The following is a 25,290-nucleotide window of genomic DNA, read 5'->3' on the forward strand; positions in this document are numbered from 1 at the left end:
AACAATTCATTATTTATTGGAAAAAGTATACAGGAATTAACGGAAAAATCCAAGAGCCAGATATTGTAATTGAGCAAAATAACGTAATCCAGTATCTTTTCTCAATTAAAAATCTAATGAGCACTGTAAACCCTACAAATAATGAAAGAGAAAGTTCTTTAGTCCGAGATCTAATCAAAATAAATGGAGTTTGTACCACAGCCATTCAAGATATTTTTAGAATTAATAATATTAGGCATGGAGCAAACAGTAATTTTAGATCTATAACGGTTATTTATTCCGAAGTACCTAAAAGGCACCAGAAAGCGATTGACTTAATTCATGATAATTTCACTTGGCACAGTTTTTTAATACTTGAAAACAATAATAATTTTTTCCTTGACGAACTAAATGAAAAGCTGGATTTTACAATCTGCAGATAATCAAAATGTCATTCAGGGTTTTTTACTGAAAGATAAGAAAAGTGAAGTTTTCCGCTTAATTCAACAATAATGACATGTTGTTAACAATAAATAAAGAAAAGAAGAGGAGTGGGCATCCCACTCCTTTTATTACGACATGCTTTTGTTTTTTTAACACGACAAGTATTTTTCCCCTCAGCTAAGAACTATTATGATCTTCTTATTCAACTACCATGAAAATTAACTTCTGTGAGATCCGAAAAATGTTAATACTTAAACAGACGCAGCTCATTCATCTTTTTAAAAGGGGAGAGCGGCTGATCTTTGGTGTTTATATACTTGTGTTAATGGATTAGGAAGCTCCTATTATTTTAACCGTATAGCCTAAGTTTTCTAGTCTTCGAACCGAATGGTGTACAAATGACCTTTGATAGATTAACACCTAATATCAAAGCAAGAAATACCATTACTTATAAAGTGAAAAATAGAAATTATGTTGCTAAATTTGTTCCACCAACATTTAGATTAGAACCTGTATTTGCTGAGGAATTAAGTAAAATAGATAATAATGAAGAAACTATTATAAATTCTCAAATAGATGAATTACGGAAAGAATTTCTTATTTCCAGACTTAAATATTGGGTGGATTTCGGCAAAAGACAACCAAAAGGATTGAGAAATTCAGGAGATTGGGAATAAACCTTTTGTTATTCGAAGTAAGGATGCGATTATTAAAAATCTGCCTAACCAAAAAAACAGCAGTTTCCAAGTATATTGGAGCTGCTGATTTTTAATTTTATCGGATTATAAGTTTAGAGTTGTAAATCGCGTATTTACAACGTTAAGAGTTCGTCATAATAAAAATCCCAAAACAAAAATAAAAATCTTAAACATTCTTATGCTATAATGTGGTAAAAAATCGAATATTTTGAGAGGGAAATATGCGATACAAAATTGATTTCGGCCTAGCTTTTGCAATATGTATAATAATCATGATATTAGGTCAGGTTTGGACTTATCTTGGGGAACTTCCGGAAGCATTTACTTATGGAAGTATTGTTTATAAAGTGGTTGCCACACTATTTTTCATTTTAACAAACCTATCCATCGGTACAGCAGCAGCTATCGTATTTTACTTCATGCAACAGTTTATCGAAAAAAAGAAAACCTTTGAAACATACACCGATCTTCGAGCTGATTCATATCAATTGCTTTACGTTAATATGATGATCCTTAGAGATATACACGGGTTTGAGGAATTGAAAAAAGGTCAACAAAGATATGCAGATTTTTTCTATACATTAGACGCACCTCTACTTTTCGAAGTTTATAAAAACATTCAAGAGAAAGAGTTTAAAAATAATCTTAAAGAATATTTTTAAATGCACCGAAAGAAAGATTACAAAAAATTATGGTGAGGTTTGAAAAGACAATTCAATCCTTAGAGACTAAGAAGGATAAAAGGTACTTTAAGGGTAGTAAAGACTTAATTGAATCTGTAACTGTAAGTTTTCGGGATGATGGAGATTTTGCGATAAGTTTTGAGTGGATTATAAATGCAAAAAGTGATAAAGAGAAAGCAAATTATGTAGAAGCAACGGTTGATGATTATTTGTATGTTTTACAATCAAGTATTGAACTTCATGAAGAAGTACAAGAATTTATTAATTGTATAGAAAAGAAGAAAATAATCAAATTTATGCGAATGCTTGATTAAAATAAGATTGCCCTCCAGTTAATAATCTGGAGGTTTTTTTATTTTGTTTCAATAGAGTACAGTCTATTGAGACATATTCAAAGTACCTCTAAATTAGGATTTATAATGTCTTATAAGACTTGTATCAAAATGCTTAACGTTGTAAATGCGGTTTCCTGACGCTACTCCTAAAAGAAAAAAATCTGTACTGTTGTGCAGCTAATGCTTATGCACTTCCATTTCAGGGATAGCTTTGTATCAATAGCCTTTATTCTTTTGAGATTGTGAAGTGATACACCTAAACTAAAGAAGCAGGTTCAATAATCTCTTCGAAAGAAAGATTTATGGGGAGAAAACCCCCAATACCGAAAATTATATGGTGCCATTACGAGGCGCGGTGGAACGGCGCATTTCTAGGAAAATTATTATATGTCATCTTAAAACAGCAGCCTTTTACGGCTGCTGTATTGGTTATTCATGCGTATTTTTTTAATATGTTTGAATCAAACGGAACCAACCGTATCTCTTCCGGCGGGATTCTTTTTCGTTTGAGATATGCCGGGTGCCAAGGATACCACGTCATCGGTTTCCCCCGGTCAATTTGCACCAGCCGGTCATGATGACTCTCCAGCATTCGCCGGAATTCCTCTGGCAGCAAAATCTTTGTTTTTCCTTTCACCAATCCTCCCCAACCAATCCAAACAAAGGTTTCACTGTTTTCCAATACAGTGGATATGATGTTGAAATTAAGTGAATCAAAGAGGGAGCCTTTTAAATTTTTGGGATTCCCCGTTACTCTTGGGTCAAGATTCAAAATGGCAAATCCCGATTCGTTGCGTGCCTTACAGACTTTTCGGATATAGCTGACGGTTTGATCTTTTCCATCTATGGTGGAACCGTTATACATAAGAAGTGTGAGGCTTGGGACTTCTTCCTCGTAATAATAGCGTTTCGGTTCATTTTTAGAGATGATGCTGATGCCGTGTTCTGTTTTTGTTTCGATTAAACTCCCAAGTTCGAGCAGGTGTTGTCGCATCGTTTTTTCTCCTTTCTTCTCTATTATTCCCAACTTCTGAATAAAAATAGATTAGTTTGTGTATAAAGCAAAGGACCAGCCTTTCTTACCCTTTTTATCATCATATAGAAAACGGTGGCGACAAAACGGTCCAAAAAGAGACAATCTCAGATAGATTGTCTTTTTTGCTTTAAGTATACTCAGTCATATTTCTGTAACCAACGTATGATTTTGGTACATACGTTTCGATAATTTTAATTTCCATCTATTCCTCCAAGTACGTTATCGACTATTTAGCTTTTTGTTTCAATGCAATAGCTTTTGACCGACGCTCGTTTAAATCGATAAAGTGAGTTTCACTTATGTTCCTTTCCTCTGATCGCAAACGTTCAAACGCTTCGTCAATAATGGCAATTTCATTATCATAATCTTTTAGTTTTCTATAGGTCATTGCATATGACCTATATAATGCCGGTGCATTATAGCCGTTGTAACGGGCTTTATCAAATAATTCAATAGCTCCTTCTAGGTTACCCGCCTTCCGTTCCGCTTCACCTTTTTCCCAAAAAGGGAACCCTTTGTCAAAGCCTTTATCCCAGTCGTGCAAGTTTTTGATATCTTTAAGCGGAACCCGGTTGTGGATAGGATGTACCGGTTCCTCTTTGGTTGATATATCATCCACTTCACCAAATTTCTCTTTTAAAAATTTCCAAACATCTATTAAATGATACGCAGGTATGTTTCGCCCGATTCTCTCTAATGCTTTTTCCTGGTCTATCTGATAATTCGTTACATAATCATCCCCTATAAATATCCAAGCCGTAACCGACTTTGCAAACTGGTTTTTGAGTATTTTGTTTCCGTTTGTTGATAGTAATGTTTTGGTTTCACTTAAGTATTTATCTAGATTCCCCCGATAAATAATGTCTATCTCGTCTCGCATACTTCGCGTGATAAAAACGACCCCTTTTAAATTCTCAAACGTAACTTTATCAAATGGTCGAGACTTTATTCCAAAGTAATGATAGTCAATTTCACTCGAATATAGATGCGGAGCGGTTTCAAATTTGATTTCAGGCGTATTGGGGCTGCGATTATATCCGTTATCTCTTTTAGCAAAGAGCGGGGTTATCCGATTCGTTAGTCGATCATTTGTTTCATTCAGAATCCTGGTCATTTCCTGAGTTTCTAACTCTATGGCTTGTTCCTCGGTCAACCCAGTTCCCACAAAGCGAACGTCGGTATCATATAGTTTGCGGATTTTTTCAGCTTCATAGGCTCGGTCGTGAAACTCTTTATACCGATTGCCACGGCCTTTTCCAACATAGAATATTTCGCCAGTCTTTTTGATAAACCATTCATACACATAAAAATCTGTTGTGGTGCTGCCAGTTGAAACGCCTACAGGCGATGAAGAAAAAGTGATTCCGTTGTCTTCATCAAATGAAAACCCGAAAGATAAACCACCGATAGGTTGTTTATTATTTTTTTCTCCTTCTAGTGATTCACTCATATCTTCGAATTCTTTCTGAACATCTCTCTGCTTTTCAGTATTTTTATCCCCAAATAATTTGCTTAAAATTCTCATTTCAATAGCCTCTTTCTAATTTAATAGATAAGACAACCTGTGCTCAGACTTCACTTATGGACTGATAAAAAATGAAATTATGGTCAATGATAGAGAGAGACACCCCCATATAATTGTTGATTCGTATCTTTGGATATTTTCACTCACCCGTGTCCTCACAATAGGTTGGCGGAGGGCACTCCATATTACCGTATATAGTTTCCCTCTGGTCTGAAAAAGGAACGTTGGGATCATATTCGTCCGAGTTTATTTTGTTTCTTTCTTCCTCTGGCAATTCAAAAGATGCATCTGTTGATTCATAGCCTATTTTTGTATACAATTCTTGTCTGGCCAGACCAATGTCATTTTCCAAAATAACATTAAGCTGCGCAACAAAATTATTGCTCATTGGAGTTTGAACCTTTTGCAAAGCCAAGTGAAGTTTATCAGCTTTTAGCAAAGTATCATTAAAATCCTGAATCAAAGCCTGATCCTCTGGTACTTTCAAATTTCTAACCACTTGCAATCTTTGAAAAATGTCATTTAGCCGGTTTTGTGTATCAGCTATATCCGTTTGTTTTACCCCCGTCAGACCATTTAATAATACGTACTTTTCGTACATTTTCACTTGCTCCTCGGCTAATAGGGCCACTCCATTCAAATGAGTATTCACCGTTTCCTTGAATATGTTCTTTTCTTCCTCCGTTACTGCCTTTGTGGGTTCAACAGCCTGTTCCTGTTGTTTTGGAACCTTCTCTGTTTGTTTTTCTTGGGCCTCACTGTTTTCGGATGTAACCGTTGCCTTTCTTCCTTCAGATTTGTCTTCCCCGGATAAAGAAGGTGTACATCCCGCCAAAATAAGAATTAAACTTATAATGAAAGCGTATTTCTTCATATGCTCTCCACCTTCATACTTCTTTTATTTCATATTTTATTATAAATTAAATTTCCTAAATTTCCCTCCAATTAATTATCGAACAACCAATTATCTTAAATGGTTCACCGCTAAACTACCAGGTAAATCGGCAATTGCCACAAAATACTTAAAAGAAGAAAATTGGTACACTGTAATACCTGTTGGTGGGGATATTCCTTTTAATACTGATGAAGAAAAGCAGAAAATTGCGGAAAAATATGAGAAGGCTTATAAAGAAGAAATACCCTTCAAAATCAATTCAGTTTAGTATTTGAAAAACGCTTGATAATTCAAGCGTTTTTCTTGTCATTTAAATGGGTAATGTGTACGTCTTTGGATCACTTTGAAAAGATTCATCGGATATAATTCTTATAAAGTATCAGAGCATGTGAAGGAAAATGAAAACAGTTGCTTAAGCAAAAAATTGCTCAAAACGGACGTTTTTTGTGATTCCCATTATTGGAGCGACTAACACATGCAGAAGGTTGCTTAGCGTTATATCGTACTCTCAACTGGGCTTAACTAAGTCTTAATTTGATGGACATGTGGTTGCTGCCTAGTAATCGAAAATTCCTAAACCCTAATTCCTTATTACAGATACCTTTACCAATATCTGAAACATCATCACAAAAATAAGCGTTAATTCTAAAATAAGCGTTAATCCTTCTTGGATCAACGCCATGTTAATTAATAAATTTCCAGCAAAACTTGCCTTCTGTATGTTCAATTTCGTTATTTGATTTCGTTCAAATGTTCTTCCAGACGATTCCAAGTATCTGTAATGCCTTGCAGCATACCCATTTCCATTACGGACTGGAGCGCCTCTGCGGAAACATATTCTCCACGGTTAATTAATTTTGTTTTGCCGTCCACATCCACAAATTCCAGTGTCACTTCAGTAGATGGCATTTCCTCGTTAATAGTCCCTTCAGCATCGGAAAAGTAGTCAGTATAGCTGATGCTCTCCGGCTCGCTAATTTCCTTGTATATCCCCTTGCCCCAAGATTCCATGCCATAGAATTGTCCCTGATTCCGATCAACACACTTCATACAATAATGCCATACTCCACCAGGTCTGAAGTCAACGCTGCAAACTGGGAGCTCCCAGCCTCTCGGACCCCACCAATGTTTCAGGTGTTCCGGCTCTTTAAACATTTTAAAGACAAGCTCGCGCGGTGCATCGAATACGCGCTCCAATACCAGCACTCGTTCATCTTCAACTCTTGAAAGCATTGCATTATTTGACATTGTTACTCCTCCATCAGAAACTGTATTTGTAAAACCGTCTGTAACTCATGAAACAGATCTTGTTGAGCTTACTCCATATTTATGCCATCAATTCAAAGGTTTTTTGCCCTGCAATACGTTAAGGTAATCATCCAGCCTATCCATTCGGCTTTCCCATAATCGGCGGTAGGAGTCAAGCCACCTATCCAGTTCTTGAAAAGGTTCGGGTCTAATCCTATAAATCCGGCGGTTAGCGATCGGCTGAACCTCTACGAGACCAGCGTCACAAAGAACACGCAGATGCTTGGAGGTTTGAGGCTGGTTTAAATCAAGCTTTTTTGCAATATCCCCCACCGGAAGTGCTCCTTCCAGCAGCAGGTCAATGATATCCAGGCGGTTGGGCTCAGCCAGGGCACTGAAAATTTGCCCGTTCATGTTGAATCATCTCCCAGCGTTATTGTGTTCACTTTTTCCATTTCTATTGTCGATCCCACCCCCCGCTTCCTTATAGTAACTTTCTTTAATAACAATATACACCATCCGGAATATTCCTGTAAAGGAATATTATAAATAATTATAAAAATAGGCTATATGGACCTATAAAGGCCTTCTTCATAAGCAAAAAATTCAATCAGCAAAGCAGGATTATAGTCTTGAATATTTTTTCCAAGAATAGTATTAATAGACATCTTAAACGATATTTATGTATTACCTGAATAATTAGGAGGGATTTTTTCTGAAAGCAATCGTATATCAAAAATATGGTTCTCCAGATAATCTTAGATTTACAGATATAGATAAACCAGTTCCCAAGGATCATGAGGTACTCGTCAAGGTACACGCAGCATCTGTGAATTACGGGAATCTTGTACTTTTAAAAGGAAAACCATACCTGGTCCGCTTTGCCTACGGTCTTCTAAAACCAAAGCACACGATACCAGGAGGTGACATAGCCGGTCAGGTGGAAGCAGTGGGCAAAGAAGTCACACAGTTTCAGCCAGGCGATAATGTGTACGGAGACCTATCCGGCTCCGGCTGGGGCGGTTATGCTGAATATGTATCTGTCCCTGAAAAGGCCCTTGCATTAAAACCAGCCAATATTTCCTTCGAGGAAGCAGCCGCAGTGCCTATGGCGGGAGTCACAGCTTTACAGGCCTTAAGGGATAAAGGAAACATTCAAGTAGGACAAAAGGTCTTGATTTATGGTGCCTCAGGCGGTGTGGGAACTTTCGCCGTACAAATTGCCAAATCATTTGGTACTGAGGTTACCGGCGTGTGCAGTACAAGAAATTTAGACATTTTGCATGCTATTGGAGCGGACCATGCCATCGATTATAAGAAGGAGGATTTCACCAAAAGGACAGAGAAGTATGACCTGATTCTGGCTGTTAACGGGTATCAGCCGATTTCAGTTTATAAGCGGGCTTTAAGATCCAATGGAATTTATGTGCTTGCCGGAGGTTCAGGAGCACAATTTACACAGGCAATGGTCATGGGCCCGTGGATTTCTTTAACAGGAAATAAAAAAATGAGCAACATGCTGCAGAGGCAAAATCAGAAAGACCTGATTTATATGAAAGAACTTCTTGAAGCCGGCAAAGTAAAGACGGTCATTGATCGATCTTTTAAATTAAGTGAAGTGGACAAAGCTTTCAGATACTTTGAAGAAGGTCACACTCAAGGAAAGGTGATCATTAAAATCTCAGATGCTTATTAACGGATAAATCCCATTATAATATTGAGCAGACTCTAGCAGATCTATTTTACAATTTTGATGATTTTCGAGGGTATAGAATTAATAGCTTATTTTAATGAAAGCATCATTCATCAGTATGGATGGACACTTGCCTATTCCTTTCTTTTTAACCTTATGACTTTTTCATTGCTGCCCATCCATAAATGGAAGCCATGGGCTGCCTGGGTTTTAGCATTTATAAGCATTCTTCTTCTATGGATAATCTTTGATCCCCCGCTTCCTCAGTAAATGAATCAGCTCCGCTGCCCAGACATATAGGAAGCGGGTCCAAATTAAAAGGATGGCGGAGTCACAGAGAAAAGAATAGCAGCTTTTTCATCAAAGTTATTTTCCCACTTATGTTTCATATAAGCTGGTATTTTGACACTGTCACCAGCTTCTAATATATATTCTGCTTCATTCAGATACACCTTAATTTTCCCTTCCAATACATAAGCAACCTCTTCCCCTTTATGCTCCAATAGCTTCTCCGACGAGGAGGTGTCCGGAGGGATATTCATGATCGCTGTTGCCAGTGTACCGGTAAAATCAGGCGACAATAATTCATAGGAAAGGTTTTCAACAATCATATGTTTACGTTCATTGAATCGCACGACTAAATCTTCTGTTTTCGTCTCTTCGAGTAAAAAACTAAAGGTCGGAACATCAAGGGCTTTGGCTAAAACCTTCAGGGTCTGTATCGAAGGATTCGCTATTCCCCGTTCAATCTGGCTTAACATGGAAGGTGTAATTTCAGCTATTTTGGCTAATTCTCTGCTGCTATAGCCCTTCTCCTTCCTGAATTTCTCCACTTTTTTGCCAATATCAATATTTTCCATAACCCCGCTCCTTAAATTTTTTAAAATATTTGAACAAAATATCATCATCTTGTGTTAAATTAAATTTAACATTTGTTAAATTATATTTTAACACATCAGCAAGGAGTGAAGAAAATGAATGATTTCTTTACGTTTTTGGTTCTTTCATTGTTTGTGGTAATGAGTCCCGGAATCGATACAGCTCTTATTACAAAAAGGACGATTGCAGACGGAAGAGCAGATGGCTATAAAATGGGACTTGGAATTACTGTCGGTTCTTTAGTGCATACCTTTGCGGCTGCTTTCGGTCTATCAGCCATCTTAATGCAGTCTGCTGCAGCATTTGAAATCATAAAATATGCAGGTGCTGTCTATTTGATCTATCTCGGGTTAACTTCGTTCATCTCGATGAAAAAGAAGATAGATACTGGTATAGAAACTGAAGTTAAATCAAATATGAAAAAGTCTGCTTTTAAACAGGGACTCCTTTCAAATGTGCTCAATCCCAAGGTTGCGATGTTTTTCTTAACCTTTCTGCCGCAATTTGTGAAGACAGGCGAAAACGCATCACAACAGCTGATCATCATGGGAATTATATACACACTGCTGAGCATATCCTGGTTTTTCATATACGTATACTTCATAAATTACATGCGGGAATGGCTTATGTCCCCGAAAGTTCAAAGGGTTATGGATAAAGCAACAGGGCTTGTGCTAATTGGATTTGGATTAAAGTTAGCCTTGGATAAACAGCATTAAACCATTGGGTAAATCCAATGGTTTTTTCTTTTTGATCCCAAAATAATTTGTTCTTGTCACATAAATACTGTATGATACATAGTATAAACCATATAGTGTATGACATATAGTATATCAAGCGAGGTGATTGAATGAGTACGCTGCTGAATTCGTTAACAACAGAACTTCGGAGAGGAACATTGACACTCGCGGTGTTGAGCCAGCTGCGGACACCGCAATACGGGTATTCGCTGGTTCAATTATTGGAGGACTCCGGCATAAATATTGATCAGAGCACGTTATATCCATTGCTGCGGCGTCTGGAAAAACAGGAGCTTGTGACAAGCAGCTGGGATCATACCGAAAGCCGGCCGCGCAAGTATTATGTTTTGAGCGAACTGGGACTGGAGACTTTTCTAAAGCTAAGAGAGGAATGGATCAAGAATTCGAAACAGCTATTCGGGCTGTTGAAAGGGGATGAGGAAGATGAATTTAATTGAGGTATATATACAGGAAGTGACCAGGAGGCTGCCTGAAAAGAGCCGTGCGGATATCGCACTCGAGCTGCAGTCTACGATTGGGGATATGCTTCCGGATGATTACAATGAGGAGGATGTTAAGGAGGTCCTCGGTAAAGTGGGAAGCCCTGCCGCTTTAGCGGCCGGATACCGGGATCAGCCGATGCATCTCATCGGGCCGCGCTATTTTGATGTTTATGTGTCATTATTAAAAATGATCCTGCCGATTGCCGCAGCGATTGCATTGATTTCCGTTGCTGCCGAGTTCATTTTTGACTTTAACCGCGATGATACCATCATCAATGCGGTGCTCGGTTTCATGGGATATGGGATTTGGAGACTGATTGAAGTGGCTGTTCAGGTATTTTTCTGGCTGACGATTGTATTCGCCGTTATTGAGAGGATGGATAAAGGAAAAGAGCAGCATCCTTTATCTCCAAGCTTAAAACCATGGACAACGGAAGACTTGAAAAGCATCACCTATATTCCGAAGAAGAAAGCCATTTCCAAGTTCGAGGTTTTCGGAAGCTTAATGTGGACAGCAATTTGGGCAACCCTTTACTTTTATGCAGACCGGCTAATGGGTGTCTATAGAGGCGGCGGTGAAGGACTGGAGTTTCAGATTGCCGCAGTCAACCAGGACGTTCTGCTCGGATACTGGCCTATCGTTGTGGTCATCATTGCGCTCGAAGTGGCATTGGCACTCTACAAATTAATCATTGGCCAATGGACGAAAAGGATGGCGATCTTCAACACCGTCCTTGAATTGTTCGCCACCATCGTATTCATCTTTATTCTACTGAACCCGAATTTGCTCCAGCAGGAATTTACAGCATACATGACCGATTTATTCTCGATTTCAGCCGCACAATTTAAAAACTGGATGCTTGGCGGCATCATGATTGTATTTATCTTTTATGCAGGAATGAGTATATATGATGGGATTCGTAAATCCAGAATACAATAAAGTGATGTCCACAATCATAATGCCTGTTCTCAAAAAAATAGAGAACAGGCATAATTAAATAGATTATAGAATTTTGACATTATCAGAAGAATATGATTCTGGCCGGCTGCTAATCTCGGTAAAGTGATCAGGTGCTACTTTTGCTTTGATTTTCATTGCAATGACATAAACAAGTGCAGAAGCAATTATTGACTGGACAGCTGGGAGGCCAAAAGAATGTACATATTGAGTATAATAGCCAACCAAAGTTCCTACTGCCAATGCAATGGTCGCCATCCAATTCCATCCTTTATTGTCGGTCCATTGCTGTTTTCTGATAAAAAAGAAATCTGCCATCATAACACCGCCAATGGCTGGATAAATTAAAGCCGTCATATAAAGAAAATCCATAAAATAATCCAGTATGCCTACTAAAGCAATGACAATGGAAATGATCGTACCAGCCAAAGTCAGCAATGCTCTCCCTTTATTGGAGTTAACATTCAGCATATTAGCCAACGCCAGACCCATACTATAGTTATTTACTAATTGACTAGTCCAAGTCGCTAACCATAAGATGAGGAATCCCCATACCGGAAATCCTAAGTTCATCATGACATTTACAATATCGGCATCGCCAACCCCAATGGACATGATGGCGCCAACATAAAAAAGCGGGAAACCAACAGCTATTATACCCAAGGGTATTAGTACATTGTCTTTTACAGAAGGCTTTGCATAACGTGTATAATCTGAGGCAATAACCCATTGTGAAACGTTTATACCAATAACTAAACTGACGGCAGCAAGAAAACTCATTTGTGGTTCAGGGTTCCAGGATGCTATCTTTTCCCAGCCGATATTTTTTAAAGCATAGAAAATACCGCCTGCAATTAATAATAATCCAGCTGGGACAGCTAAATAATCTGTCCACTTCATGGATGAGTATCCAATAATGGATGGAAGTGCAAATAGAAGGCCAGCAATGATTGTTACAATGGCCCAAAGGAACCACTCAGTCTTATAATCTATTCCAAACATCGCTGCTATTGCATTTCCTGCAACAGCTGTCTGGAGCGCCCACCACCCCATTGAAACGATGAATATAGTCAAGCCTACAATAAATCTTGCCTGATTTGAACCAAAGCTTGTTCTGGCAATTACTGACGATGAGCGTCCAGTTTTTGCACCGATGTATCCTGAAAGAGCATTACCGATCCATTGGAAAATAAACAAAGCTGCTGCCAAGATCCAGAATAGCTTTCCGAGACCAAAGCTTGCTGTCAATGTTGCACCTACCATTAAAACCGGAATTGTAAATTCAAGTCCCCCAAAAATGATTGCAGGTGATATCCAGTGCTGCCTTTCATTTATTGGCACGGAAGCGAGAGCTTCATCTTTTCCTCCGCTTTTCCTTAAAGACACATCCTCCATCCCTGTCCAACTCCTTTTTATTTTATATCGGAATATTCTGTAAAATCTTCTTATAATAAAGACCTTGCCCATGCAAGGTCTTTATGGTGAAAGTTGTTAACCAACCAATACCCACACAATTTCACAATCCTCATCACTGTCATTGTAGGCAATATGTTCTTGCCCTGCAGGAATAAAGGTTGCATCTCCGCTTGAAACCCGATAAGTTCTTCCCTTCGTTTCTGTTACAATTGAACCTTTTACTATAATCGAATATTCATTTTCTTTATGATTAGAAACTCCTGTTAAAGGGACTCGCTTTCCTGGTGGAATGACAACCGTACCAACTTTCAAGTCTCCAGTTAATGCTTTTTGTGAGAATACTGTTTTAAGAGGAACTGCGGCATTCGAATCAGTCTGGATATTCTCTATATTTAGTACATCCACTTTACTCACCTCTATTCTGGCGTTCTTCTGTTAAACCTTCGACTTCATATGTTTTATCATTTACTATTACCCCAAAGTCAGCTTCTGCCTGCGCTGCAGTGATATAACCATTCCTTACATCATCGGCTACCTTTTCTGCAGGGCGGCTAAAAGGATCTCCATAGCCTCCGCCTGTGGCAGTCACCAATTTAACCACATCGCCCTTGTTCAACGGGTACCTAGGATAGATGCCAAATGGGCCATCGACTTCACCATTTGCTTTTTCAATATAAACTTTGTTAGCTGAACCTTCCTTGCCCTCATTCATTCCCCATGGAACAAACTTATTTCGTCCAAATGTTACAGAAACCATTTGATTGTCAGTTAAGGCTTTATATGAACGAATAACACCTGAACCGCCAATATACTCTCCTGCTCCTGCTCCATCCGTATGCAAGCTGTACTCATCAACCATAATTCCATACCTTGTTTCAGCCACTTCAACTGGGACATTATATGTTTCACCATCACCAATGCAGAATTGCCCTCTTGCACCATCCTGACCTTCAGATGCACCCCAGCCGCCAACAGAAGGCTCAACAATTAAAAATGGTTCATCTGTATCCTGATGCAATCCTGATAATACAACCGAACAAACAGATAAAAGGTGACCGGCATTTAGCCTATGAGGAATAACTGGAGCAAGAGCTTTCCATATCAAATCTGCTCCTGCAAGCATGCTCTCCCAATAGATTGAAACAGGAGCTGGCCGTTCTGCTGAAAGAACTGAACCTTTATCCGTAATAACCTCCAATGGACGAAACACTCCATCGTTCGCATCTTGCGATGGGTTCGTAATGGCAAGGAAAATAGTTCTTACTGCCGAGACAAGTGCAGTATAAGAACAGTTAACAGGTCCTGGAACCTGAGGATGGCTGCCTCTAAAATCAGCAACAAATTTATCATCAGAGATGGTTACTTTAACTTTGATCTTGAATGGCCCATTTCCAAAACCGTCATCATCAATAAACCCTTCTGCATTAAAAGTGCCTTTTGGCAGTTTGGTTAATTCCTGACGGGCAAGCTGTTCTCCGTGGTCAAGCAGATAATCAACTGATGACAAAAATAATTGCTTCCCATGCTTTTCACATAATTCCTTAACACGTTTTTCACCTGTTTTAAGGGCAGCAACCTGAGCCCACATATCCCCCAGTGACAATTCCGGGAATCGGACATTGGCTTCGATGATATCGACAATAGCCTGATTGATTTCACCTTCATTGAAGAGCTTTACACTTGGAAACTGCAAGCCTTCCTGAAATATATCTGTAGCATCGTTGCTGAAGGAACCTGGATCTTTTCCTCCTACTTCTGTCCAATGAGCCTTATTGGCAGAGAAAGCAACAATTTCTCCTTTATAAAATATGGGCATGACAAGTCCAACATCGGAAAGGTGGGAACCGCCTCCGCCATAAGAATCATTAATGATGATAATATCGCCCTCTTTAAGCTTTCCATTCCCGAATTTCTTGAGTGTTTGCTTTACCATATCTGAAAGCATGCCAATAAATCCTGTAACTCCATTGCCTTGTGTTAACAGCTGCCCTTTCGCATCGGTAAGCCCGCTTGCATAATCCAGGACTTCATAAATAATGGGGCTCATTGATGTTTTTGCAAGTGCAATAAACATCTCATCTCCGATGGCAACAAGCGAATCTTTTACAATCTCAAGTGTAAATGGATCTACTTTACTGCGAACAATTTGCGTCATTTATTCCACCCCTGTTTCAATGATTAAATTTCCATACTCATCTACAGTCAAGGACTGACCTGGATAAATAACCGTAGAAGCAGACTGCTCCTCTACTATGGCTGGCCCGGAAATTTGCATGCCTTTACCAAATAAACTGCGGTGATATACCTTTGTTTCAATCCAGCCTTCCTCTTCAAAATAGACCGGCCGTGTTTCTTTGTAAGCTTCCTGGATATTGCTGTTTATAGAATTTATTTTTTTCATTTTAGGCTTTAGTACCTTCCCAAATGCTGTTAAATGCAGATTAACAATTTCTGCTGGTGTTCCTTCAAGCTTAAAAGTATAGTGCTGTTCATGAAGATCACCAAAGCGCTTAACCACTTCTATCAGGGTTTCATCAGACCATTCCCCGTTCGGAACAGGAACCTTTACAGTATGCTCTTGCCCAAGATATCGGATATCTGCAAACCTCGTAAATAACACCTTTTCTTCCGATACGCCCTCTTCCTGATATTGTTTAAGTGCTTGTACTTCAATTGAATTCCATTCTTTATTTAACTCAATAGGATTAAGTTCATTTATTCTTCTAATATATGTTTGGATGTAGTCATGCCTTAAGTCAGTCATTAGCATTCCCCATGCTGAAAACACAGATGAAGCTACTGGTACAATTACTTTTTTAACACCCAGTTCTTTAGCCAAAGCAGGTGCATGCATTGATCCTCCGCCGCCAAAAGCGACCAATGAGAATTCACGGGGATTATGTCCTTTTCTTACTGATATAAGCTTTAATGCATTCAACATATTGGAGTTCGCAATTCGAATAATCCCTAATGCAGCTTCTTCAACCGTCATTTCAAAATGATCGGCAACTTTCTCTTTAATGGCAGCCTTTACTTTATCTAAATCTACTTCATAGTCGAAGTTTTTCGGAGAAAGCCTTCCTGTTACAAGGTTCGCATCGGTGGTTGTTGGTTCCGTTCCACCTTGGCCATACGCTACTGGACCAGGTAAAGCGCCTGCAGATTGAGGACCAACCTTTAAAGACCCTGCTCCATCTATCCATGCGATTGAACCGCCACCATTGCCAATTTCAACAATATCAACAACCGGAACTTTTATTGGATAACCAGCACTCCGCTCATTTTTTTCGATAAAATAATCAGTTGAAACCTTTACTTCTCCCTGATTAATCAATGAACATTTTGCTGTGGTTCCGCCAATATCAAAAGCAATGATATTTTTCTCATTCAAGATTTCACCAAGAACTGCAGCACCATAAATCCCGGCTACAGGTCCGGACTCTACCATATTAATAGGGGTTTGTTTTGCACTATTAAAGGTTGTTGTACCGCCGTTTGACTGCATTATGTAATTCTGGCTGTCAGTCTTGTTTTCTACTAATTTATTATGTAGACGGTTTACATAGGTAGCCGCAATCGGCTTAACATATGAATTAAGAACCGTAGTACTGGTCCGCTCATATTCCCGCCATTCCTTTGTCACTTCATATGATGCTGTAACGGCTGCTTCAGGCCATAGCTTTTTTATTAATTCCACTGTCTCAATTTCATGAACAGGATTAACATAAGAGTGTAAGTAGGCGACAGCAATAGCTTCTACTCTTTGTTCCTTGAAATAGTTCACAACCTCAGCCACCTGTTCCTTATTTAACGGGGACAACACCTCACCTTTATAATTCAGGCGCTCCTCTACTTCCTGGCGTAAATAACGCTCAACAAAAGGCACCGGCTTTTCGTATCGAACATTAAATAGATCCGGGCGGTTTCCTCTTGCAATTTCAAGCACATCACGGAAACCTTTGGTTGTAATTAAACCTGTCTTGACGCCTTTACGTTCAGTAAGTGCATTGATAATAACTGTTGTACCATGGATAAATGTCTTGATAGCTGTCTGATCGATCCCGCTTTTCTCAATAACATCAATTACACCCTTTTCAAAATTGGGAGGTGTGGTATGGCTTTTAGCAACACCTATTTCTCCATCCTCATTGACATAAACAAGGTCAGTGAAAGTTCCGCCAATATCTGTAGCTACACGCATGATATTCCACCTTTCATTAAATAAGATATTTATAATCAGCCAATTAAAAAATAACTGGCGTCAAAACACAGAGTAATCTTGATTCTTCATTTATAGGATTTTCCATCGTGTGCGGGTAAGTGGATGGAAAGTGAATGGAATCACCTTCCCTGACAATATATTCCTTCCCATCTACATGAAAAATAACAAATCCCTTTAATACGTAATAATATTCCTCACCTGGATGGCCAAATTGCTGTATCTGTTTTTGGTTGGGGGCCAATGTAACCAGGAGCGGTTCAAGGCTTCTGCCCGGAAATTCACCGTTTACGCGAACATAAGTAAACTCCGAGCCCTTGATATTAAACGGCTTATGCTCACTGGCCTTCACCATAAAATTCTGATTTGGTTTCTCGTCTTCGAAAAACTCAGAAATTTTAACATTTAATGCATCCGCTATTTTTTTTAAAGAGGTAATAGCTAATGAAGTTGCCCCTCTCTCTACTTGAGAAAGAAAGCTGATTGACAAATCAGTACGTTCACTTAATTCCTTTAGGGTATAGCCATGCTGAAGTCTTAAATCTTTAATTTTCTTATAAATTTCTTCCATAATGAACTCCTTTGAAGCAGAACTGAAAAATTATAGTGTGGGTGTAATTAAGTTTTAGTAATACTGTAATTAAAAAGTATAATATCATAAAATATTTAAAATTAAAAGAAAATTTAAAATAAATATTCAAGCTATTATTAATTTTATAAGGTAATGTTGTCTATTGGCTCTCATTGGTAATCTTTACCCTCCCAACTGCTAATCTGGGAACAAGAAAAAGACACACTGAATGCCAGTGTGTTTGTTTTCCTTTTTATAAATCAAATATAATCCCCATAATCGAGTAAATAATAACCGTCGAAAACAGGACTGTCATATGGACAAGTGAAAAGATAAACAGTGATTTTGCCCATTTTTCCGGATCCATCCGTTTATAGCCGTATACACTGAGTGCCAGCCAGGCAATTCCCAAAAGCAGGGCCACCAGCATAAGGCCAATGCTTAAGGAACCTAACAGAAAACTGATACCAATTAAAATGATTAAATAAATATTCGTCTGAATATACGTTCTTCTGACCCCTTTTACAACGGGCAGCATCGGAACGTTTGCCGCTTTATATTCATCATGCTTTCGAATGGCAATCGCATAGAAGTGCGGCATTTGCCAAATGACGGTGATGATAAATAGGCCAAGGATCGCAGGATGCGTGATATCCGGATGGATGGCAGCCCAGCCAATGAGCGGCGGCATCGCACCGGAAATGCTTCCGATCTCCGTATTGTAAATGGTTCTTCTCTTGCTCCACATCGTATAAGGGACCACATAAAAAAACAGCCCCAAAAACCCAAGCAAGCCCGCTAAAGGAGTCGTGAAAGCAAGAGCGAGGATTCCAAAAACAGACATAAAGGCACCAAGCCACAATACCTGCTTTGGCTTGATTTCCCCTGTGACAGTTGGTCTGCTTTGGGTCCGCTTCATAATCGAGTCGATGTCCCGGTCATATAAATTATTAAAAGCCCCGGCTGCCCCCATTACCAGGCTTGAGCCAATAAAGGCCAGTAAAATCTCAGGCAGCTTCTCCAAAAGGCCGAAGTCATAGGTATATAAGGCCAATGTTAATCCTGCAAACATCGGGATCAGGTTTGATTTAATAATCCCGGTCTTGACTGTCAGTGCGAGGATCTTTGATAAAGACCGTCCCTGCATTTTCAGGGTTGCTTCCTCTTTCATGATCGATCTATTCCCCTTTTACTAATTATCTCTCTTCTCTATCTAAAAAAATACTAATTAGATTAACAGTATACACTTATTATAACAGGTGTTGCCACTTAATGATTTCTGAAAAATCACTGTGCTGAATCCTGATTGCAAATTGAAAAGAGAACCTTGCTCAGGTGCATAGTTCTCTTTGTCCATTCTACCATTATTCACATTGTAAAGGGGCTTATAATCGTGACAGCTTTGTATCACTTTCTGGATAATCAGCCTAAAAAATAATTCCGCCGTCTCAGCCATGAATGATATCTTCAGGATTTTCAGCCGAGATGCTCCAGCCGGCTAGAAGGAAAATTAAAACACTTTTCCTCTTTATCCGGTACGGTACATGAAGGTCCGGTGCTTGTATTTTTTGGAACAAACTATAGAAGATGAAGTATTATGAAGTATTTTTGAAGAGGATTCATTGATTGTTCAGCTTATAAATCTGCCGGGAGTGTTCTGAAATTTTTTGATCATAATATGCAAGATCATGCTTAGAAGCCATGGATGTTCTGATATCGTCAATCTGTTTAATCGCTTGATCTGCTTTGGTTTCAATTACAGACAATTTTTCATTCGTTTCAGTCATTTTTACATTTGTGGCAGCAACACTATGAATTAGTTGCTGGATAAGGTCTTCATGTCTTTTTAGGTCTGCTGTCAGCCTCTTATCCATTGAGCTGATCTTTTGGTCCATGGTGTCCAGCCTTTTGCCCATAGAAATAACTTTATCATCTAATGATTCAAGCTTGTTCAAAATTATATTAAGCGTTTTTTCCAAATCTCTCACCTCCTCTTATTGATGATTATATCAGGTTTGCAGGTATTATGTCGAAATCCTGCAGAAATGCAAGGTATCAAATTTACATGAACAAAATCTGCTGCAGTACTTCATTTGGACTCCTTTCATAAACTTTTGCCGATTGGAGTTGTTCCCCCCGTAGAAGTTCACCTAATTAAAGAATTTTAGTTGCAAGGAATCCTAATAAATGTAAATAATCTAAGTAAGCCATAGAAAGAACCCCTCTTTTTTAACTAAAGCGGGGTTTGGCTTCAATTTTCCTTCTACATTTACCTTACTAGCTTTTCTATTGGTTTATTCATTCTTATCTCCCAAGGGTCCTCACATAATAATGGACCATATTTCGTTTTTACCAGCATTGTGGCTGAACCTTTTGCATACTCCAATAAAGAAAACGAACCCGCTGGTGTTTCAGCCTGAATATCTACTCTTGCAGGGCAGCTCTTCATTTCATTTACGATCTGTGCTGCAATATTAACAGGAATCGGCTTTGGAGCACGTACCACAATGTCAAGATCGCTCCCAGATGTGACAGTCTCCAATCCGGTGGCCAGTTCAAACCCCACACTTCCACCTGGCCCCCATACAATCTTATGTTTCTCCAATATCTCACTTGCTATTTTAAGAGAGAAGAATACTGGTGATTGCTTATTTTCCCAAAGAGAGATTTCAGCTAAATGTTCGGGCTTGATTTGGTGAATAAAAGCGTCAATCGGTATAAACGCACCGAATCTTTCACTCCTTGCCTTCCCCCTGATCCCTATAGCGATCTGCCCGTCGGGTGCATTTGCCCTGCGGACAACCACATATGAGGCCATGCTCAATGCTTGAATCGCCCAGTCCGGAATTGGAGAATGGCTTATGAGATGTTTTGCTTCAATCTTCAATAAATCATGTGGCTCGATCACCATTGCTCCTCCAGCATCTTTCTGACTAAAATGGAAGCGGATCTTCCTCCCTCTTTAGCAATATCCGAGGAAAGCCGGCTGCTTAAATCTCGCGGACTATTTTGGATGTCCTCGATTGCTGCCTGTATACTTCTATAGATTGCATCACGATCTGCTTCCTCTGGTGCATCAGCATTGATATCGGAAATCAGTTCATGGAGTGCTCCCAATTTTTTAAATGACCGGATATCATAGGCCATTGACGGCACTTTTTTTGTAGCTTCTTCAAGTTCTTCAATGGTTCTCTGCGTGATTCTTGCAGCTGATTTCTTGGACATCACATGTACATTGACACCTTCATCATCCAAGGCGATTAATCGGTTCGCCTGCAATCCATGGGATAAAAATGCACCTGAAATAGCCTTGCCTGGAATAAACGCAATAACTGGATGACCGGCTAATCTTGCTGTTGCATATGCATCTGCAGCTGCAGCACATGCCTGATGGATTCCCAAAAGCTCTTCACGGTACCCATAAGCCTGGCTTGGAACATCAACTACCGCTACAATTGCACGTTTTTCTTCTTTATATTTATCTTCTTCTATCGCATCACGGACATGCCTGGCGATCATCCATCCCTGCTCGAGCCCAAACTCTCCTGAACGTGCTCTTGGGAATCGGCTTGATTCATCTGGAACAACAGCAAGGAAACGAACAGGCCAGCCTCCAACTTTTACATCAGAAGTTAAAACCGAAGGAACTGATCCAACATTTTTGCTTCCGTCTGTCAAAAGGTTAAACCATCTATGCCCCCTGCTTTTGATTGTCTCAGAGTCTTGAGCCTTAATGTTATGGGATTTCTTTGACTGATAGTATTCTGAGTCTGCCCAGTAAGCCTGAACTTTCTGAGGAGTGAGCATTTCTGAAGTATTTATGGAGCTAAGAAAATCAAGATATCTTTCTACCTGTGAGCTTCTCTGCTTTTCCACACGTCCCTGCAGGATAGCAGAAAATATGGCTTCTCTGAAAGAACTGATGTCATCCTTAGCCTCTATATCCGCAAAACCGGCAGCCACCCTTTGTCTGCCTCCAATCGTATTCCAAATCAGCTGGCGATCTGTTGAATCAAACTCCTGTATCCCAGCTTCCTGCTCGATTACCTCTGGTCCATTTAATCCAAGCCGGCCTTCACGCGTGATTATTAACGTACTGCATAAACCTGCGTTAATGGACATCCCGCCAAAAGCGCCAATTTTCCCGGGAATGACTCCTATAACAGGCACGTATTCCCTTAATGCCACGATCGCTGCGCCTATTTCGGCAATGGATAAGAGGCCATAGTTGGCTTCCTGGAGTCTGACACCCCCTGTATCAAAGATAAAAATGGGATAAAACGGATTGCCGGCCTTATTTTCTTCAAGTGCCATCTCTAAAGCACCAGCTATCTTCGCACCGGAAACTTCTCCGATTCCGCCTCCCTGAAAGCTGCCTTCAATGGATACAACTACTGCCGTACGTCCATTTAGCTTTCCTTTGCCGATCACAACCCCATCATCACTTTGGGGAACAATGCCCTGCGGTTCCAGGTGAGGGGATTCAAGACCTTCGAATGGTCCCAAAAGCTCCCTGAATGTGCCTTCATCCATAAGCACTCTTGCACGCTCTCTGCCTCCGCACTCTACAAAGCTATTTTTTAATGTATCCAGCATTTCTGCCCACCTCCAATGCCTGTGAAAGCCTCAATGATACAACGCCCGGAGTTGCACCAAAATCATTGATTTTAATGTTTGCTGAAATAGCATGATTGCTAAAAAATCGTTCTAATACCTTTTCCCATATTTGATTGAAGCCTGTTGTACCAGTACGGACTGTCACATCTGCATATCCCTGGTCAGATGGCTCCATTAAAATCTCCAGGTCTCCTGATCCTACAACTCCCACATGGGCATTTGATTCAAGCATTTGAGTTGCAGGAAAACGAAAGTTCAATTTCTCCATACGGCAGCTCTCCTTCTGCTATATTTGTAAGGTTTTTAATCTCTTAAACTCGTTTTTCTCATTCTGATCCAGATAGTCCAAAAAGATAGCAGCGGCAAGCAAATCAGCGCTCCCGCCGGGTGATACATTCATGCTGCATAATGATTGATCCAATTGTTCTAATAGCTGCCACCCTTTGTCGGCAGAAACTCCTCCTGCCAATACTATTTCCTTTGCATGAGCCTTTGTGAATTCGAGGGCTTCCGCGCTTCCCCTATGCAAAATACACGTGTCATTTAACTCTGCCATCAGCGCAACAAGTACGTTTAACCTGCAAAAATTCTCCTTCAAACCTCTTTTTCTTGATTCATCAAGAACTGGCAGCGCTATCTGTCTTATATGAGGAAAACCTTGCTCGGCCTCTCCCCTTGCTCCATCCACTCCAAACCTTGCTTTAACCCGGCTGCCATTTGTTTTATCAGCAGGCAGGTTTCGATCTTCATATAGAGCAAGCTCTCCTGCCTGAACCGCTACCTCTTTGCCTGGGCTTTTCCCCAGATCCATTGCAGCACTTGAAACTAGCAGACCTAATGCCCATATCGCTCCTTTATGGGTATTTACGCCACCCGTGGCCTGGAACATATCCTGTTCACCCCGCCTGCCAATCATGGCGATCTCTTCGCGCAGCTCCTGAGAAGGGGTCCGGTTAAAGCTTGTTTCAGCTATTTCCCTGAATGTATCTTCAAGTGCAATAGCTGACCGTATCATTGTGTTTAAGGACATATCTCTATGCGAACCGGAGTTTTTCTTATCGACCAGTCCTGGTTTTGGCGTCAGCTCAGCCTCTTCTATCAGTGATTGTACTGCCAGCTTTCCAAGATATAGGCTGTAAGATTCTAAGTCTTTCATTATTTCCATTCAGCCCCTTTTACCAGCTTCTAAATTTAGCAGGCGGTTCATATAACCCTTCCGACCATTCCACAAGCTCCTCAACATTTTTAGCAGCCAGCAGTGATCGTTTTGCATCGGTCCTTCTAATTCCGAGATCCTCCGGAAGAGCGATTAACCCTTCTCTTCTTAATTTTTCCGTCCCTTTTACATCGTGCTTCATGCCGATAGGGGTTACACCCGCAATGGCTGCGATTGCCTGCCTCCGCTCCTCCATGCTGTCCGTTTTATATAGATAGGCAATGCCCTCCTCTGTGACTATATGTGTCACATCATGCCCATAAATCATGACAGGCGCAGTTTCAAGGCCTATATCTGCTTTAGCGCCAACAGCATCCAGCGATTCAACAAATACAGGTTTATTTCCGTTTTGGAAGGTTTCAACTACCTGAACAACCAATTTTCTTCCGCGTGCAAGAGGGTCAGTATCCGTCATCATGTCAAGCCACGCTTGAGAGGAATGGCGCCTTCCTCCCGGATCATGTCCCATGTTCGGCGCTCCTCCAAAGCCGGCAAGGCGCCCCCTCGTTACGGTTGAAGAATTCCCTGCTTCGTCAATCTGCAGGCTAGAGCCTACAAATAGATCAACAGCATATTGTCCTGCAAGCTGGCAAAGTGTCCGGTTTGAGCGCAAGCTTCCATCATGGCCAGTAAAAAACACATCACGCCGGGCAGCGACGTATTTTTCCATCCCTACTTCCCCGCCAAAGCAATGGACACTCTCTACCCATCCGCTTTCAATAGCCGGGATGAGTGTAGGATGAGGATTCAAAGCCCAATGCCTGCAAATTTTCCCCTTCAAGCCTAATGATTCACCGTAGGTAGGGAGAAGCAGTTCTATCGCGGCAGTATTATAGCCTATCCCGTGATTCAGAGATTTTACTCCGTGTTTTTCATAGATTCCCCTTATGACCATCATGGCCTGCAGAATCTGAATATCTGTAATATGGCGAGGGTCACGTGTAAATAGCGGCTCAAGCTGATAAGGCTTGTCGGCAACAACAACAAAATCAATCCAAGAGCCTGGAATGTCCACCCGAGGCAATTCATCAGTCAATTCATTCACCTGGGCAATGACAATTCCGCTGCTGAAGCCTGCTGCTTCAACAAGAGTCGGAGTTTCCTCCGTATTTGGCCCTGTATATAAGTTGCCTTCTGCATCGGCTTTATCCGCAGCCACTAAAGCCACTGAAGGAATCAAGTCAATGAAGAGCCTTCCATATAACTCTACATATGTATGAATCTCGCCCATTGTCAGTTTCCCGTCTTCAAGCATTTGCGCCATCCTAAGGCTTTGCGGGCCAGCATAAGAAAAATCCACTTTGCTGGCAATGCCCCGCTCAAATATATCCAGGTGTTCAGGACGGGAAATACTGGACATGATCATGTGCAAATCGAATATTTTTTTCGGGTCAGCCTGAGCAAGAGCAGCTGAAAGGAAGGATGCCTGTTTTTGATTGTTTCCTTCCAGCACCACCCGATCTCCCGGCATAATCAGTGTTTCAAGAGCCTCGACAATTTGGCGGGTTGGAATAATTCGATTGCTGGTGATGCCCTTCATTTTCTCTAATCGTTTTTGCTTGGTTTCAAGACGTGTATTCCAGGATCGCTGTTTGGCAGCCTGCATGATAAAATCCCCTTTCTATTTAAAAATTT

26 protein-coding genes are annotated in these 25,290 nt (G+C 40.3%); 8 read left to right on the forward strand and 18 right to left on the reverse strand.

What is annotated here, in order from left to right:
- Positions 1-821: 821 nt before the first annotated feature.
- The 3 genes from IRB79_RS16825 (at position 822) to IRB79_RS16835 (ending at position 2,118) form a co-directional block, all read left to right on the forward strand.
- Positions 822-1,100, forward strand: a complete 279-nt coding sequence (locus IRB79_RS16825) for a hypothetical protein (RefSeq protein WP_243503577.1) — start codon at positions 822-824, stop codon at positions 1,098-1,100.
- Positions 1,101-1,342: 242 nt separating this feature from the next.
- A complete protein-coding gene (locus IRB79_RS16830; protein ID WP_243503579.1) occupies positions 1,343-1,783 on the forward strand; it encodes a hypothetical protein in 441 nt (146 codons plus the stop codon).
- Between the two features lie 29 nt (positions 1,784-1,812).
- Positions 1,813-2,118, forward strand: coding sequence for a hypothetical protein (locus IRB79_RS16835; RefSeq protein ID WP_243503580.1), 306 nt, complete (start codon positions 1,813-1,815; stop codon positions 2,116-2,118).
- 454 nt (positions 2,119-2,572) lie between these two features.
- On the opposite strand, the gene IRB79_RS16840 is transcribed toward IRB79_RS16835, so the two are convergent.
- The 3 genes from IRB79_RS16840 to IRB79_RS16850 all read right to left on the reverse strand — a co-directional run bounded on the left by IRB79_RS16840 (position 2,573) and on the right by IRB79_RS16850 (position 5,574).
- Positions 2,573-3,133, reverse strand: coding sequence for a DUF1643 domain-containing protein (locus tag IRB79_RS16840; RefSeq protein WP_243503581.1), 561 nt, complete (start codon positions 3,131-3,133; stop codon positions 2,573-2,575).
- 268 nt (positions 3,134-3,401) lie between these two features.
- Positions 3,402-4,700, reverse strand: a complete 1,299-nt coding sequence (locus IRB79_RS16845; protein WP_243503583.1) for a GIY-YIG nuclease family protein — start codon at positions 4,698-4,700, stop codon at positions 3,402-3,404.
- 139 nt (positions 4,701-4,839) lie between these two features.
- Complete coding sequence (locus tag IRB79_RS16850) at positions 4,840-5,574, reverse strand: membrane lipoprotein lipid attachment site-containing protein (protein WP_243503585.1); 735 nt, start codon at positions 5,572-5,574, stop codon at positions 4,840-4,842.
- Between IRB79_RS16850 and IRB79_RS16855 the strand changes: the two genes are divergently transcribed.
- On the forward strand, positions 5,555-5,863 hold the full coding sequence (locus IRB79_RS16855) for a hypothetical protein (RefSeq protein WP_243503586.1): 309 nt from the start codon (positions 5,555-5,557) through the stop codon (positions 5,861-5,863). The genes IRB79_RS16850 and IRB79_RS16855 overlap by 20 nt on opposite strands.
- A gap of 464 nt (positions 5,864-6,327) precedes the next feature.
- Here the strand turns inward: IRB79_RS16855 and IRB79_RS16860 are convergent, their stop codons facing one another.
- A complete protein-coding gene (locus IRB79_RS16860) occupies positions 6,328-6,843 on the reverse strand; it encodes an SRPBCC domain-containing protein (RefSeq protein ID WP_019382113.1) in 516 nt (171 codons plus the stop codon).
- 87 nt (positions 6,844-6,930) lie between these two features.
- Positions 6,931-7,257 carry an ArsR/SmtB family transcription factor gene (locus tag IRB79_RS16865; RefSeq protein WP_243503587.1) on the reverse strand — a complete coding sequence of 109 codons (327 nt, stop codon included), beginning with the start codon at positions 7,255-7,257 and terminating at the stop codon, positions 6,931-6,933.
- A 301-nt stretch (positions 7,258-7,558) separates the two neighbouring features.
- Between IRB79_RS16865 and IRB79_RS16870 the strand changes: the two genes are divergently transcribed.
- The gene (locus tag IRB79_RS16870) at positions 7,559-8,539 is read left to right on the forward strand and encodes an NAD(P)-dependent alcohol dehydrogenase (protein WP_243509494.1); all 981 of its coding nucleotides are present in this window, start codon (positions 7,559-7,561) and stop codon (positions 8,537-8,539) included.
- 311 nt (positions 8,540-8,850) lie between these two features.
- Here IRB79_RS16870 and IRB79_RS16875 read toward each other — a convergent pair whose 3' ends face one another.
- Entirely contained in the window at positions 8,851-9,396 is a 546-nt protein-coding gene (locus IRB79_RS16875) for a cupin domain-containing protein (RefSeq protein ID WP_243503588.1), read from the reverse strand.
- Positions 9,397-9,510: 114 nt separating this feature from the next.
- Between IRB79_RS16875 and IRB79_RS16880 the strand changes: the two genes are divergently transcribed.
- The 3 genes from IRB79_RS16880 to IRB79_RS16890 all read left to right on the forward strand — a co-directional run bounded on the left by IRB79_RS16880 (position 9,511) and on the right by IRB79_RS16890 (position 11,598).
- Positions 9,511-10,134, forward strand: coding sequence for a LysE family translocator (locus IRB79_RS16880; protein WP_243503589.1), 624 nt, complete (start codon positions 9,511-9,513; stop codon positions 10,132-10,134).
- Between the two features lie 131 nt (positions 10,135-10,265).
- Complete coding sequence (locus IRB79_RS16885; protein WP_243503590.1) at positions 10,266-10,613, forward strand: PadR family transcriptional regulator; 348 nt, start codon at positions 10,266-10,268, stop codon at positions 10,611-10,613.
- Positions 10,600-11,598: a hypothetical protein gene (locus IRB79_RS16890; protein WP_243503591.1), complete on the forward strand. Its 999-nt coding sequence runs from the start codon at positions 10,600-10,602 to the stop codon at positions 11,596-11,598. The genes IRB79_RS16885 and IRB79_RS16890 overlap by 14 nt, the downstream gene beginning before the upstream one ends.
- Before the next feature lie 63 nt (positions 11,599-11,661).
- On the opposite strand, the gene IRB79_RS16895 is transcribed toward IRB79_RS16890, so the two are convergent.
- The 12 genes from IRB79_RS16895 to mdcA form a co-directional block, all read right to left on the reverse strand.
- Complete coding sequence (locus IRB79_RS16895) at positions 11,662-13,011, reverse strand: purine-cytosine permease family protein (protein WP_243503592.1); 1,350 nt, start codon at positions 13,009-13,011, stop codon at positions 11,662-11,664.
- A gap of 96 nt (positions 13,012-13,107) precedes the next feature.
- Positions 13,108-13,437 (reverse strand): cupin domain-containing protein, encoded by a 330-nt coding sequence (locus IRB79_RS16900; RefSeq protein ID WP_243503593.1) that lies wholly within the window; start codon positions 13,435-13,437, stop codon positions 13,108-13,110.
- Position 13,438: 1 nt separating this feature from the next.
- Positions 13,439-15,187 carry a hydantoinase B/oxoprolinase family protein gene (locus IRB79_RS16905; RefSeq protein WP_243503594.1) on the reverse strand — a complete coding sequence of 583 codons (1,749 nt, stop codon included), beginning with the start codon at positions 15,185-15,187 and terminating at the stop codon, positions 13,439-13,441.
- A complete protein-coding gene (locus IRB79_RS16910) occupies positions 15,188-17,233 on the reverse strand; it encodes a hydantoinase/oxoprolinase family protein (protein ID WP_243503595.1) in 2,046 nt (681 codons plus the stop codon).
- Positions 17,234-17,276: 43 nt separating this feature from the next.
- Complete coding sequence (locus IRB79_RS16915) at positions 17,277-17,822, reverse strand: helix-turn-helix domain-containing protein (protein WP_243503596.1); 546 nt, start codon at positions 17,820-17,822, stop codon at positions 17,277-17,279.
- A gap of 253 nt (positions 17,823-18,075) precedes the next feature.
- Complete coding sequence (gene cyoE / locus IRB79_RS16920; RefSeq protein ID WP_243503597.1) at positions 18,076-18,993, reverse strand: heme o synthase; 918 nt, start codon at positions 18,991-18,993, stop codon at positions 18,076-18,078.
- Between the two features lie 448 nt (positions 18,994-19,441).
- Positions 19,442-19,801 (reverse strand): hypothetical protein, encoded by a 360-nt coding sequence (locus IRB79_RS16925; RefSeq protein ID WP_243503598.1) that lies wholly within the window; start codon positions 19,799-19,801, stop codon positions 19,442-19,444.
- A gap of 290 nt (positions 19,802-20,091) precedes the next feature.
- Positions 20,092-20,733: a malonate decarboxylase holo-ACP synthase gene (locus tag IRB79_RS16930; protein WP_243503599.1), complete on the reverse strand. Its 642-nt coding sequence runs from the start codon at positions 20,731-20,733 to the stop codon at positions 20,092-20,094.
- Positions 20,727-22,418 (reverse strand): biotin-independent malonate decarboxylase subunit beta, encoded by a 1,692-nt coding sequence (locus IRB79_RS16935; RefSeq protein ID WP_243503600.1) that lies wholly within the window; start codon positions 22,416-22,418, stop codon positions 20,727-20,729. The genes IRB79_RS16930 and IRB79_RS16935 overlap by 7 nt, the downstream gene beginning before the upstream one ends.
- A complete protein-coding gene (locus tag IRB79_RS16940) occupies positions 22,396-22,707 on the reverse strand; it encodes a malonate decarboxylase subunit delta (RefSeq protein WP_243503601.1) in 312 nt (103 codons plus the stop codon). Before IRB79_RS16940 ends, IRB79_RS16935 begins: the two co-directional genes overlap by 23 nt.
- A gap of 18 nt (positions 22,708-22,725) precedes the next feature.
- Positions 22,726-23,604 carry a triphosphoribosyl-dephospho-CoA synthase gene (locus IRB79_RS16945; RefSeq protein WP_347815334.1) on the reverse strand — a complete coding sequence of 293 codons (879 nt, stop codon included), beginning with the start codon at positions 23,602-23,604 and terminating at the stop codon, positions 22,726-22,728.
- 10 nt (positions 23,605-23,614) lie between these two features.
- On the reverse strand, positions 23,615-25,261 hold the full coding sequence (mdcA, locus tag IRB79_RS16950; RefSeq protein ID WP_243503602.1) for a malonate decarboxylase subunit alpha: 1,647 nt from the start codon (positions 25,259-25,261) through the stop codon (positions 23,615-23,617).
- Positions 25,262-25,290 lie beyond the last annotated feature (29 nt).

The organism is Cytobacillus oceanisediminis, from assembly GCF_022811925.1.
Lineage (GTDB): Bacteria > Bacillota > Bacilli > Bacillales > Cytobacillaceae > Cytobacillus > Cytobacillus oceanisediminis_D.

Coding starts and splice junctions, on each gene's coding strand:
- IRB79_RS16825 (WP_243503577.1), top strand. CDS start 822: ATGACCTTTGATAGATTAACACCTAATATCAAAGCAAGAAATACCATT.
- IRB79_RS16830 (WP_243503579.1), top strand. CDS start 1,343: ATGCGATACAAAATTGATTTCGGCCTAGCTTTTGCAATATGTATAATA.
- IRB79_RS16835 (WP_243503580.1), top strand. CDS start 1,813: ATGGTGAGGTTTGAAAAGACAATTCAATCCTTAGAGACTAAGAAGGAT.
- IRB79_RS16840 (WP_243503581.1), bottom strand. CDS start 3,133: ATGCGACAACACCTGCTCGAACTTGGGAGTTTAATCGAAACAAAAACA.
- IRB79_RS16845 (WP_243503583.1), bottom strand. CDS start 4,700: ATGAGAATTTTAAGCAAATTATTTGGGGATAAAAATACTGAAAAGCAG.
- IRB79_RS16855 (WP_243503586.1), top strand. CDS start 5,555: ATGAAAGCGTATTTCTTCATATGCTCTCCACCTTCATACTTCTTTTAT.
- IRB79_RS16850 (WP_243503585.1), bottom strand. CDS start 5,574: ATGAAGAAATACGCTTTCATTATAAGTTTAATTCTTATTTTGGCGGGA.
- IRB79_RS16860 (WP_019382113.1), bottom strand. CDS start 6,843: ATGTCAAATAATGCAATGCTTTCAAGAGTTGAAGATGAACGAGTGCTG.
- IRB79_RS16865 (WP_243503587.1), bottom strand. CDS start 7,257: ATGAACGGGCAAATTTTCAGTGCCCTGGCTGAGCCCAACCGCCTGGAT.
- IRB79_RS16875 (WP_243503588.1), bottom strand. CDS start 9,396: ATGGAAAATATTGATATTGGCAAAAAAGTGGAGAAATTCAGGAAGGAG.
- IRB79_RS16880 (WP_243503589.1), top strand. CDS start 9,511: ATGAATGATTTCTTTACGTTTTTGGTTCTTTCATTGTTTGTGGTAATG.
- IRB79_RS16885 (WP_243503590.1), top strand. CDS start 10,266: ATGAGTACGCTGCTGAATTCGTTAACAACAGAACTTCGGAGAGGAACA.
- IRB79_RS16890 (WP_243503591.1), top strand. CDS start 10,600: ATGAATTTAATTGAGGTATATATACAGGAAGTGACCAGGAGGCTGCCT.
- IRB79_RS16895 (WP_243503592.1), bottom strand. CDS start 13,011: ATGGAGGATGTGTCTTTAAGGAAAAGCGGAGGAAAAGATGAAGCTCTC.
- IRB79_RS16905 (WP_243503594.1), bottom strand. CDS start 15,187: ATGACGCAAATTGTTCGCAGTAAAGTAGATCCATTTACACTTGAGATT.
- IRB79_RS16910 (WP_243503595.1), bottom strand. CDS start 17,233: ATGCGTGTAGCTACAGATATTGGCGGAACTTTCACTGACCTTGTTTAT.
- IRB79_RS16915 (WP_243503596.1), bottom strand. CDS start 17,822: ATGGAAGAAATTTATAAGAAAATTAAAGATTTAAGACTTCAGCATGGC.
- cyoE (WP_243503597.1), bottom strand. CDS start 18,993: ATGAAAGAGGAAGCAACCCTGAAAATGCAGGGACGGTCTTTATCAAAG.
- IRB79_RS16930 (WP_243503599.1), bottom strand. CDS start 20,733: ATGGTGATCGAGCCACATGATTTATTGAAGATTGAAGCAAAACATCTC.
- IRB79_RS16935 (WP_243503600.1), bottom strand. CDS start 22,418: ATGCTGGATACATTAAAAAATAGCTTTGTAGAGTGCGGAGGCAGAGAG.
- IRB79_RS16940 (WP_243503601.1), bottom strand. CDS start 22,707: ATGGAGAAATTGAACTTTCGTTTTCCTGCAACTCAAATGCTTGAATCA.
- IRB79_RS16945 (WP_347815334.1), bottom strand. CDS start 23,604: ATGGAAATAATGAAAGACTTAGAATCTTACAGCCTATATCTTGGAAAG.
- mdcA (WP_243503602.1), bottom strand. CDS start 25,261: ATGCAGGCTGCCAAACAGCGATCCTGGAATACACGTCTTGAAACCAAG.